Origin of the sequence: Streptomyces sp. NPDC006368 (genome assembly GCF_040612535.1) — a bacterium.
Taxonomy (GTDB): domain Bacteria; phylum Actinomycetota; class Actinomycetes; order Streptomycetales; family Streptomycetaceae; genus Streptomyces.
This window is the reverse complement of sequence record NZ_JBEXQK010000023.1, coordinates 40562-51011: the sequence shown is the minus strand read 5'-3', so window position 1 is coordinate 51011 and position 10450 is coordinate 40562. Positions and strand designations below refer to the sequence as shown.

The window sequence follows — 10450 nt, the reverse complement described above, 5'->3', positions numbered from 1 at the left end:
CTGATTCGCTTCAGCTCTCCAGCAGCCAGGTCAGGGCGCGGGGCAGGGCGTGCAGGGCGTCGAAGTGCGCGGCGGACGGTTCCAGGACGGCCAGCGCGCCCGGGATGCGTTCGGCGAGCCAGCGGGAGTGGCCGACCGGCGAGAAGACGTCCTGCTCGCCGTGCCAGAGCAGCACCTCGCCCCGGATGTCCGCCGGGTCGAAGCCCCAGGGGCTGCAGAAGGCCAGCGCGTCGTCGATCCAGCCGTACGCGGATGTGCGCAGCGCCTCCTGGTAGTTGCGGAGCAGCATCGAGCGGACGCCCGCGTCCGCGACGACCATCCGGTCGGAGGCGGTCAGCTCCCGGCGCAGGTCGTCGAGGAGCCGTACCGGGTCCTTGCGGATCTCGTCGGCGCGCGGGGTGAGGCGGGCGGCGACGCCCTCGGGGTCGAGGGTCGCGGCCGTGTACTCGACGACGTTGGAGGCGGCCATGCCCTCGAACCAGTCCAGTCCGTCCGCGTCCCGCGGCGCCAGGGTCACCAGCGCCGCCGTACGCGTCACCCGCTCCGGCATCAGCGCCGCGCAGGCCAGTGCGTGCGGGGCGCCGCCGGAGCGGCCGACCACCGCGAAGCGCTCCAGCCCGAGGGCGTCGGCTATCGCCGTGACGTCCTGGACGACATCGGCCACGCTGCGGCCCGGCAACCGGTCCGAACCGCCGTAACCGGGGCGGTCGTACGCGATCAGCTGCATGCCGCGCTGGTAGAGCACCATGCCGCGAGGGGCCGGGCCGAGCCTGCTGCCGGGAGTGCCGTGCATCAGGAAGACCGGACGACCCTGCGGGTCCCCCAGGCGCTCCACCATCAGATGGCGCCCGTCCGCCGTACGCACGCGACGTCGCAAGCCCCCCGCCTCCTTCGCCGTATGCCGTGTGCCACCGGACTGATGATTACCCATCAGTGGGGGTGCGCAGGGGTCGGTTTGTCGTCTTACCGGCGTGCGAATCCCGGGGGCGCACGGTGAAGGTCGCGTGCGCGTCCCCAAGTCGACCTTGTGAGCTACCCGTCGGTAGCGGAATAGTGGTCGCACCATCCTCCGTATCAGGTCACCCCACTTGTCCTGGTACGGCCCCCCACAGGAGGTCCAAGTTGAAGCATCGGCGCATACCCAAAAGGCGTGCGGCACTCGCCGGCGGGGCAGCGGTCGCCCTGCTGGGCGCGGGAGTCACCCTTCAGACAGCCAATGCGAGCGACGACGTTCCGCGGTTCGAGGTGAAGGCGCTGTCGGCGACGGCGGCCGGTGACCTGGCCTCGACGCTCGGCGAGAAACTCGGCGGCGACGCGGCCGGCGCGTACTACGACGTGAAGTCCCGGACGCTCGTGGTCAACGTGGTGGACGAGGCCGCGGCCGACTCCGTACGCGAGGCCGGCGGCCGGGCCAGAGTCGTCGAGAACACCCTGGCGGAGCTGAGCGACGCCCGGCGCACGCTGAAGGAGCGGGCGACCATCCCGGGCACGTCCTGGGCCGTCGACCCGGTGACCAACAAGGTGGTCGTCACGGCCGACGGCACCGTCAAGGGTGCGGCGTGGGGTGAACTGACCGAGGTGGTGAAGGGGCTGGGATCGAAGGCGGAGCTGAAGCGCGCCTCGGGTGAGTTCCGGCCGTTCCTCGCCGGTGGCGACGCCATCCACAGCGGGGGCGGGCGCTGCTCGCTCGGCTTCAACGTGGTGAAGGACGGGCAGCCGCACTTCATCACCGCGGGCCACTGCGGCGAGGCGGGCAGCCAGTGGTCCGAGACCCGGGGCGGCCCGGCGGTCGGCGTGATGGTCGACTCGCGGTTCCCGGGCAACGACTTCGCGCTGGTCAAGTACGTGGCCGACACCCCGCATCCGAGCGAGGTCAACCTCTACGGCGGCGGCGCGCAGCCGATCACCAAGGCGGGCGAGGCCACCGTCGGCATGAAGGTGACCCGCAGCGGCTCGACGACCCGGGTCCACGACGGCGAGGTCACCGGCCTCGACGCCACCGTGAACTACGGCAACGGCCAGATCGTCGAGGGACTCATCCAGACGACGGTCTGCGCGGAGCCCGGTGACAGCGGCGGGTCGCTCTTCGCGGGTGACACCGCCATCGGTCTGACCTCGGGCGGCAGCGGCGACTGCACGTCGGGCGGTACGACCTTCTTCCAGCCGGTGCCGGAGGCGCTGACGGCCTTCGGGGCGCAGATCGGCTGAGGTTGCGGCAGGCCCCGGACCGCCTCCTGACGGTGGTCCGGGGCTTCGTCACGTCGTCTTCGGCTTCCGCGCCGAGGACGCCACCAGCGTGATCACGGTGCCGATCACCGCCCAGACGGAGAGCACCTGCATCGCTCCGGAGATCGCGTTCCCCCGGAAGTACGCGATCGACCGCGCCGCCCACGTGCCCGCGCCCGGCGGCAGGCCCGGCCCGATCGTCCGCCAGAAGTCGGGCAGCATCGGGCCGGGGAAGGCGCCGCCGGCGCTCGGGTTGCCCGCGATCACGATCAGCAGCACGGCCAGGCCGATGCCCACGACACCGGTGAGCGCCTGGAGGGCGAGCGTGGCCGCGCCGACCGCGAAGACCACCAGGGCGCCCAGGCCCCACAAGGCGGCGACGCTGCCCGGCAGGGCGCCGAGGACCGGACCGACGATGATCGCGCCGCCCAGCCCGCCGGCGATCCCGGAGAGCGCGATGACGCCGAGCCGGATGATCGCCCGCTGGGGGTTCGAGGGCCGCGAGCCCGCGCTGATCGCGAGGATCGACGCGCAGAGGTAGCCGCCCACGCACCATCCGACGACGAGGTAGAACGCGGACAGGCCGTTGAAGTCCCCGCGCGAGGCCGGGGCCACGTCCACCGTCCGCACCGTCCGCCGCTGGGCCCGCTCGACCTCGGCGGTGATCCTGGTCAGGGCGGTGGCGAGGGCGGTGCCGCCGCCGGAGGCGACCAGCAGGGTGTCGGTCGCGCCCCCGGGGTCGACGAGCAGGGCGCCGTCGATCTCCCGGTCCACGATCTGCCGCCGCGCCTCGGCCGCGTCGCGGACCACGCGTGGGTCGAACGGGTCGCCGGGCAGCTTCGCCAGCCGGTCGGCGGCCTGCGCGGCGGCCGGGCCGGGGGCCACCACGCCGAAGGGCACGTCCCGGGGTTTCGGATGGTGCAGGGCGCCCACATAGGAGGCGATGAACAGCAGTTGCAGGGCGAGGACGCCGATGACCAGCAGCGCGGCCCTGGGCGTGACGGCGTTCTTGACCTCGTCGGCGAACTTCATGCCCCCACGGTCCGGGGCGGCCCCTGGCGCCGCAGGTGGGGTGCGGCCGAATGGCGGACGCGGAAGGAGGCGGGCGGACGCGGGCGGACGCGCACCGTGTCGTACAGGCGTGTCGTACAGACGTTCGAACTTGGTCTATGGTGGGAGAGGGGGAGGTGAGACCGGATTGATCCAGGAGGTGCGGGTGCCAGGGTTCACGCATCTGCACACCGTTTCGGGCTTCTCCCTGCGGTACGGGGCCTCGCACCCGGAGCGGCTGGCGGCGCGCGCCGCCGAGCGCGGCATGGACGCCGTCGCCCTGACCGACCGCGACACCGTCGCGGGCGCGGTCCGCTTCGCCACGGCCTGCGCCGAGGAAGGCGTCCGCCCCCTGTTCGGCGTCGACCTCGCGGTCGGCGAGCGGGCACGCGGGGAAGCCCCCACGGAGCGGCGCCGCACCCCCGTGCGCGGCGGCGCCTTCGTCGACGAGTCCGCGCCCCGGGCGGTCTTCCTGGCCCGCTCCCGGGAGGGCTGGGCCACCCTGTGCCGGCTGATCACCGCCGCGCACGCGCAGGGGGCGCGGGGGAGCGGCGGCCCGCTGCTGCCCTGGACGGACAACCACGGTGACGGCGTGACCGTCCTCCTCGGGCCCGACTCCGAGATCGGCCGCGCCCTCGCCGCCGGCCGCCCCGACCGCGCCGCCCGGCTCCTCGCCCCCTGGCGCGAGACCCACGGCGACGCCCTGCGCCTGGAGGTCGTCCACCACGGCCGCACCGGCACCGGGCCCGGCTCCCTGCGGCACGCCGCCCGCACCCTCGGCTTCGCCGCCGAGCAGGGCGTACGCGCCGTGCTGACCAACGCCGTGCGGTACGCCGACCCCGGCCAGGGCCCGGTCGCCGACGTCCTCGACGCCGCCCGCCGCCTGGTCCCCATCGACCCGCGCAAGGGCCTCGACAGCGGTGAGCGCTGGCTCAAGGACCCGGCCGCGATGGTGGCCGGCGCCGAGCGGATCGCCGAGGCGGCCGGGTTCCGCCGCGACACCGCCCACCGGCTCCTCGCCATGACCGAGGAGACCGCCGCCGCGTGCCTCGTCGACCCCGAGGACGACCTGGGCATCGGCACCGTCCACTTCCCCGAGGCGCACCTGGTCGGCGCGGACCGGCGCACCGCCGAGCGGGTGCTGCGCTCGCGCTGCGCCGCCGGGATGGTGCTGCGCGGCCACGACCGCAAGCGGGCGTACTGGCTCCGCCTGGAGGACGAGCTGCGCACCATCGAGCGGCTCGGCTTCGCCACGTACTTCCTCACCGTCGCCCAGGTCGTCGACGACACCCGGGACATGGGCATCCGGGTCACCGCGCGCGGCTCCGGCGCCGGGTCCCTGGTCAACCACGTCCTCGGCATCGCCCACGCCGACCCCGTCGAGCAGGACCTGCTGATGGAGCGCTTCCTGTCGGTGCGGCGGCCCGCGCTGCCCGACATCGACATCGACGTGGAGTCCGCGCGCCGCCTGGAGGTCTACCGCGCGATCCTCGGCCGCTTCGGCCCCGAGCGGGTCGCCGCCGTCGCCATGCCCGAGACGTACCGGGTCCGCCACGCGGTGCGGGACGTGGGCGCCGCCCTGTCCATGGACCCGGCGGAGATCGACCGGATCGCCAAGTCCTTCCCGCACATCCGCGCCCGGGACGCCCGCGCGGCGCTCGACGAACTGCCCGAGCTGCGCGCGCTCGCGGGGGAGAAGGAGAGGTACGGGAAGCTGTGGGAGCTGGTCGAGGCGCTGGACGCGCTGCCGCGCGGCGTCGCCATGCACCCGTGCGGGGTGCTGCTCTCGGACTCCTCACTCCCGAGACGTACGCCGGTGGTGCCGACCAGCGGCGAGAGCTTCCCGATGTCCCAGTTCGACAAGGACGACGTGGAGGAGCTCGGGCTGCTCAAGCTGGATGTGCTCGGGGTGCGGATGCAGTCGGCGATGGCGCACGCGGTCGCCGAGATCGAGCGCGCGAGCGGCGAGGTCGTCGACATCGACGACCCGGAGCGGGTGCGGCCCGGTGACCCCGCCACGTACGCGCTCATCCGCTCCGCCGAGACGCTCGGCTGCTTCCAGATCGAGTCGCCGGGCCAGCGCGACCTGGTCGGGCGGCTCCAGCCGTCCACCTTCCACGATCTGGTCGTCGACATCTCGCTCTTCCGGCCGGGGCCGGTCGCGGCCGACATGGTCCGGCCGTTCATCGAGGCCCGCCACGGCCGGGCGCCCGTCCGCTACCCGCATCCCGACCTGGAGGACGCGCTGAGGGAGACGTACGGGGTCGTCGTCTTCCACGAGCAGATCATCAAGATCCTCGACATCATGACCGGCTGCGGCCGGGACGAGGCCGACGCGGTGCGGCGCGGACTGTCCGACCCGGAGTCGCAGGGCCGCATCAAGGTCTGGTTCGCGCTCCACGCGAAGGCGAAGGGGTACGCGGACGACGTGGTCGCGCGGACCTGGGAGATCGTCGAGGCGTTCGGCAGCTACGGCTTCTGCAAGGCGCACGCCGTGGCCTTCGCCGTACCGACGTACCAGTCGGCGTGGCTGAAGGCGCATCACCCGGCCGCCTTCTACGCCGGGTTGCTCACCCACGACCCCGGCATGTACCCGAAGCGGCTGCTGCTGGCGGACGCGCGGCGGCGCGGGGTGCCGGTGCTGCCGGTGGATGTGAACCGGTCGGCGGTCGCACACCGGATCGAACTGGTGTCCGGTTCCTTGGGGGAGTGGGGGCTGCGGCTCGCCCTCTCCGACGTCCACGGCATCAGCGAGGCCGAGGCGGCGCGGATCGAGGCGGGGCAGCCGTACGCCTCACTGCTGGACTTCTGGGAGCGGGCCCGCCCCAGTCGCCCCGTCGCCGAACGGCTCGCCCAGGTCGGCGCACTCGACGCGTTCGGCGGCAACCGGCGCGACCTGCTGCTGCACCTCGCCGAACTCCACCGCGTCCAGCGGGGGTCCGGCTCGTACGGCGACCAGCTGCCGCTCGCGGGCGGCCGGCGGGCGGCGCCCATCGGGCTGCCCGACCTCAACGACGCCGAACGGCTCAGCGCCGAGCTGGGCGTGCTGTCCATGGACGCCTCCCGCAACCTGATGAGCGATCACCACGCCTTCCTGGCCGAGCTGGGCGTGGTCTCCGCGCAGCGGCTGCGGGCCGCCCGGCACGGGCAGACCGTGCTGGTCGCGGGCGCCAAGGCGGCCACCCAGACCCCGCCCATCCGGTCCGGCAAGCGGGTCGTCTTCACCACGCTCGACGACGGCACCGGCCTGGTCGACCTGGCCTTCTTCGACGACAGCCACGAGCGGTGCGCGCACACCGTCTTCCACTCCTGGCTGCTGCTGGTGCGCGGTGTGGTGCAGCGGCGCGGACCGCGCAGCGTCAGCGTGGTCGGCTCGGCCGCCTGGAACCTCGCCGAGCTGGTGGAGCTGCGGCGCGAGGGCGGCCTGGACGCGGTGGCGGCACGGCTCGCGGAGCCGACGGCCGTCTCGTCGTCCGACAGCGGGCGCCGGATCACGATGCCCACCGGCTACGAGATGAACCCCTGGGCGGATCTGCGCCCGGCGGGTGAGGGAATGGCGGTGCCGAAGAAGTTGTGGCACCAAAGTCAGGGGAGCGCGGGATGATCCTCTACGTACGATTCCGGCTCGAACCCACTCCTGAAAGAGGAGGGGCTGAGGCGCTGCTTCCTCAACTCGTCGCCCTGCTCGGCGAGTTCACCCCGGTCGTCGAGGCGGCCCCACCGGACGCCGCACTCGTCGACGTACGCGGCGCCGTGCGGTACTTCGGGCGGGGCCCCGCCGAACTGGCCGCCGTGATCCGGGTCAGGGCGCTCGCCCTGTACGGCGTGGAGTGCGCCATCGGCGCCGGGCCCAACCCGATGCTCGCCCGCATGGCGGCGCGGGACGCGGCACCCGGCACGACCCTGGTGGTGGAGGACGCCGACGCGTTCCTGCGCGACAAGCCGGTCGCGGCCCTGTACGGCGTCGGCCCGGCCACCGCGCGCACCCTCTGCGCGTACGGCCTCGACTCCGTCGGGCGCCTCGCCGCCGCACCGCTCGCCGTGGTCCAGCGGATCGTGGGCGCGCGGGCGGGGCGCGAGCTGTGGGAGCGGGCGCGGGGCGTCGACCGTACGACCGTCGTGCCGAACGCCGCGTCCCGGTCGGTCGCCGCCGAACGGGCCTTCGACCGTGACGAGCTGGACCAGGACCGGCAGCGGCGCGCCCTGCTGTCGCTCGCCGGGGAGCTGGGCGCGCGGATGCGCGGCGAGCACCAGGTGTGCCGCTCGCTGACCCTCACCGTGCGGTACGCGGACCGGACCTCCACCATCCGGACCCGTACCCTGCGCGAACCGTCCGCCCACTCGGCCGACCTGGCCGCCCTCGCGTACGCCCTGCACGAGGCGCTCGGGTTGCAGCGCGCCCGGGTGCGGGGCGTCGGGCTGCGCGCGGAGGGGCTGATGCCCGCCGAACGGGCCGCGCACCAGCTCTCCCTGGACCCGGCGGACGAGAAGGCGCGGCGGCTGGAGGCGGTGGCGGACCGGGCACGGGCGAGGTTCGGCCCGGGGGTGATCGGCCCCGGCTCGCTGGCGGCATAGCGCCATTGACGCGACGTCAATTTTTACCGTCGCGTAACTTCCCTCCTCTCGATACCCGTGCGTAACTTGGCATGAACGCGGCAATTCTTGGCCGCGTCCCCCGCAGTGGTCCGGGCCACGGGGCGTCCACCGCCGGCGCCCACCCATTCCTTGAGCCGCAGGGAGACCACTCGATGCTGCCCTCACGTATACGGCGCGCGCTCAGAGCGACGGCCGTACTGCTCCTGACCGCCGCCGCGACCCTCGCCCCCGCCGGCACCGCCGCGGCCGGCTCCCCCGAGCGCCCGGCTTCGCTCGAACAGGGGGCACCCCCGACCAGCAGCGGCTGGAACGACTACTCCTGCAAGCCGTCCGCCGCCCACCCCCGCCCCGTCGTCCTCGTCCACGGAACCTTCGGCAATTCCGTCGACAACTGGCTCGCCCTCGCGCCCTACCTCGTCAGACGCGGCTACTGCGTCTTCTCCCTCGACTACGGGCAACTGCCCGGCGTGCCGTTCTTCCACGGCCTCGGCCCCCTCGCGAAGTCCGCCGAGCAACTCGACGCGTACGTCGACAAGGTCCTCGCCGCGACCGGCGCCCCCGAGGCCGACCTGGTCGGGCACTCCCAGGGCGGCATGATGCCCCGCCACTACCTCAAGTTCCTCGGCGGCGCCGACAAGGTGAACGCCCTCGTCGGCATCGCCCCCGACAACCACGGCACCACCCTGCTCGGCCTCACCAAGCTGCTGCCGTACTTCCCCGGAGCGGGCGACCTGCTGAACGAGAAGACCCCCGGCCTCGCCGACCAGGTGGCCGGCTCCCCGTTCCTGCGGAAGCTCAACGAGGGCGGCGACACCGTCCCCGGCGTGCGCTACACGGTCATCGCCACCAAGTACGACGAGGTCGTCACCCCGTACCGCTCGCAGTTCCTCGACGGCCCGGGCGTCCGAAACGTGCTCCTTCAGGACTTGTGCCCTCTGGACTTCTCCGAGCATGTGGGGATAGGCCTGTTCGACCGGATCGCGTACCACGAGGTGGTGAACGCGCTCGACCCGGCGCACGCGACGCCCACCACGTGCGCGTCGGTCGTCAACTGAGGGGTGCTGAGGGGTGAGCCCGTGAAGTCCAGCTCCCCGCTCCTCGCTGACACAAGGACATGTGGCTGCTCTTCGCTCGAACCGAGCGGGGTCGACCACATGATCCCGCGCGATCACGGACCGCGGCCCGGTGAGGTGTTCACCGGGCGGGACCTCGACGGCGTCGCGGACGTGGACACACGGCTACGGCTGATCCACGGCCGGATCATGCCGACCTCGACATGACGATGCCGGGGCCCGCCCGGCGGGCCCCGGCGTGCCGGTCGTCAGCGAGCGGACCTGCGGCGGGACGCGCCGAACAGCACCGCGGCGCCCAGGGCCAGGACGGCCGCGCCACCGACCGCGAGGTAGGGGGCCGTGCCGTCGCCGCCGGTCTCGGCGAGGTTGTCGCCACCCGCGGCCGACGCGGGCGACGGGGCGCCGTTCACCTCGGGCGCGTTGGCCTCGGAAACGGCGCCCTCCGCGGCCGGGGTCTCCGCGGCGGGGGCGTCGGAAGCGGGGGCCGCCGGCGCGGACCCCTCCGCGGCGGGCGGCTGCTCCGCGTGGTCATCGCCGCCGTGGCCGCCGTGGTCGACCGTCGACTCGTCCGCACCGTCCGCGATCTGCTGATCCGAGGGCGCCGACGCGACCGGGGCGGGGGCACCGCCACCCGCCGTACCGTTGTCCTTGCCGAACACCACGTCGGAGCAGGTGTAGAAGGCCTCGGGCGAGTCGGAGCGCTGCCAGATCGAGTAGATCAGGTGCCGGCCGGACCTGTCGGGCACGACCCCGTCGAAGACGTACTCACCGTTCCGCAGCTTCGGGTCGGTGACCTTCACGAACGGCTTCGCCTCCAGGTCCGACCACTTCAGCGGCTTGGACGGGTCGTAGCCGTCCTTGGTGATGTACAGCTCCCAGGAGCCCTTGTGCGGGGCGGTCGCCTTGTAGCGGAAGGTGTGGTTGCCGGACGCGAGCCGCGAGGACGGCCAGTCGCCGCGGGGCAGGTCGAGCCCCTTGTACTTGTCGCGGTTGGCGCTGCACAGCTTGCCGTCCGGGATCAGCCGCTGGTGCTTCCCGGCGGCGTTGGCGATGTTGACCTCGTTCCAGTCGTAGAACGCCTGCGGCCCGCTCGCCGCGACCGCCGCCTTGCAGGCCGCCGAGTCCGGGCTCTCCGGCCCCTCGGCGTAACAGGCGGACACCCGGCTGACCGGGTCCGTCATCGTCCCGTGCGCGGCGGCCGGAGCGGCGGCCAGTCCGGTCAGCGCGAGCGGCGCGATGCCCAGGGCGACGGCGGCGGCTGCCGTACGGCGAGCAGTCATCGTGACGTTCTCCTTCAAGGGGAAAAGCGGTGTGGGGGGTGGCTCCGGAACCCGGCCACGGACGGGCGGCGCAGCCCCCCGAGAGCTCGGCGCCGACAGCCCGGCCCGGTCCGGTGATCAGCAAACTAGCCTCTCGAAACCCCGAAATCCCCTGCTGGGAGCGGTCGATGGTGATCCTTATGCTCCCGTTAAGGAGGTCCTAAGAGGGGCCTCAGGAAGGGCGCC

General features: G+C 73.4%; 8 protein-coding genes. 5 read left to right on the top strand and 3 right to left on the bottom strand.

The annotated features are described in order from the left end of the window. Positions 1-10 precede the first annotated feature (10 nt). Positions 11-877, bottom strand: a complete 867-nt coding sequence (locus ABZZ38_RS18610; RefSeq protein WP_356740923.1) for an alpha/beta fold hydrolase — start codon at positions 875-877, stop codon at positions 11-13. A gap of 245 nt (positions 878-1122) precedes the next feature. Between ABZZ38_RS18610 and ABZZ38_RS18605 the strand changes: the two genes are divergently transcribed. Beyond that, on the top strand, positions 1123-2208 hold the full coding sequence (locus ABZZ38_RS18605; RefSeq protein ID WP_356740921.1) for a S1 family peptidase: 1086 nt from the start codon (positions 1123-1125) through the stop codon (positions 2206-2208). A gap of 48 nt (positions 2209-2256) precedes the next feature. Here the strand turns inward: ABZZ38_RS18605 and ABZZ38_RS18600 are convergent, their stop codons facing one another. After that, entirely contained in the window at positions 2257-3258 is a 1002-nt protein-coding gene (locus ABZZ38_RS18600; protein WP_356740919.1) for a DUF3533 domain-containing protein, read from the bottom strand. Positions 3259-3442: 184 nt separating this feature from the next. Between ABZZ38_RS18600 and ABZZ38_RS18595 the strand changes: the two genes are divergently transcribed. From ABZZ38_RS18595 to ABZZ38_RS18580, 4 genes are all read left to right on the top strand, one after another. Beyond that, positions 3443-6880: a DNA polymerase III subunit alpha gene (locus tag ABZZ38_RS18595; RefSeq protein ID WP_356740917.1), complete on the top strand. Its 3438-nt coding sequence runs from the start codon at positions 3443-3445 to the stop codon at positions 6878-6880. Then, positions 6877-7851 carry a hypothetical protein gene (locus tag ABZZ38_RS18590; protein WP_356740916.1) on the top strand — a complete coding sequence of 325 codons (975 nt, stop codon included), beginning with the start codon at positions 6877-6879 and terminating at the stop codon, positions 7849-7851. Before ABZZ38_RS18595 ends, ABZZ38_RS18590 begins: the two co-directional genes overlap by 4 nt. Before the next feature lie 173 nt (positions 7852-8024). After that, positions 8025-8927: an alpha/beta fold hydrolase gene (locus ABZZ38_RS18585; RefSeq protein ID WP_356740914.1), complete on the top strand. Its 903-nt coding sequence runs from the start codon at positions 8025-8027 to the stop codon at positions 8925-8927. Positions 8928-9026: 99 nt separating this feature from the next. After that, positions 9027-9152 carry a hypothetical protein gene (locus ABZZ38_RS18580; protein WP_356740912.1) on the top strand — a complete coding sequence of 42 codons (126 nt, stop codon included), beginning with the start codon at positions 9027-9029 and terminating at the stop codon, positions 9150-9152. A gap of 41 nt (positions 9153-9193) precedes the next feature. On the opposite strand, the gene ABZZ38_RS18575 is transcribed toward ABZZ38_RS18580, so the two are convergent. Then, the gene (locus ABZZ38_RS18575; protein WP_356740910.1) at positions 9194-10225 is read right to left on the bottom strand and encodes a lytic polysaccharide monooxygenase; all 1032 of its coding nucleotides are present in this window, start codon (positions 10223-10225) and stop codon (positions 9194-9196) included. Positions 10226-10450 lie beyond the last annotated feature (225 nt).

Excerpts from the sequence above, each read along its gene's own strand:
- ABZZ38_RS18600 (WP_356740919.1), bottom strand. The coding sequence starts at position 3,258 with ATGAAGTTCGCCGACGAGGTCAAGAACGCCGTCACGCCCAGGGCCGCG.
- ABZZ38_RS18590 (WP_356740916.1), top strand. The coding sequence starts at position 6,877 with ATGATCCTCTACGTACGATTCCGGCTCGAACCCACTCCTGAAAGAGGA.
- ABZZ38_RS18585 (WP_356740914.1), top strand. The coding sequence starts at position 8,025 with ATGCTGCCCTCACGTATACGGCGCGCGCTCAGAGCGACGGCCGTACTG.
- ABZZ38_RS18580 (WP_356740912.1), top strand. The coding sequence starts at position 9,027 with ATGATCCCGCGCGATCACGGACCGCGGCCCGGTGAGGTGTTCACCGGG.
- ABZZ38_RS18575 (WP_356740910.1), bottom strand. The coding sequence starts at position 10,225 with ATGACTGCTCGCCGTACGGCAGCCGCCGCCGTCGCCCTGGGCATCGCG.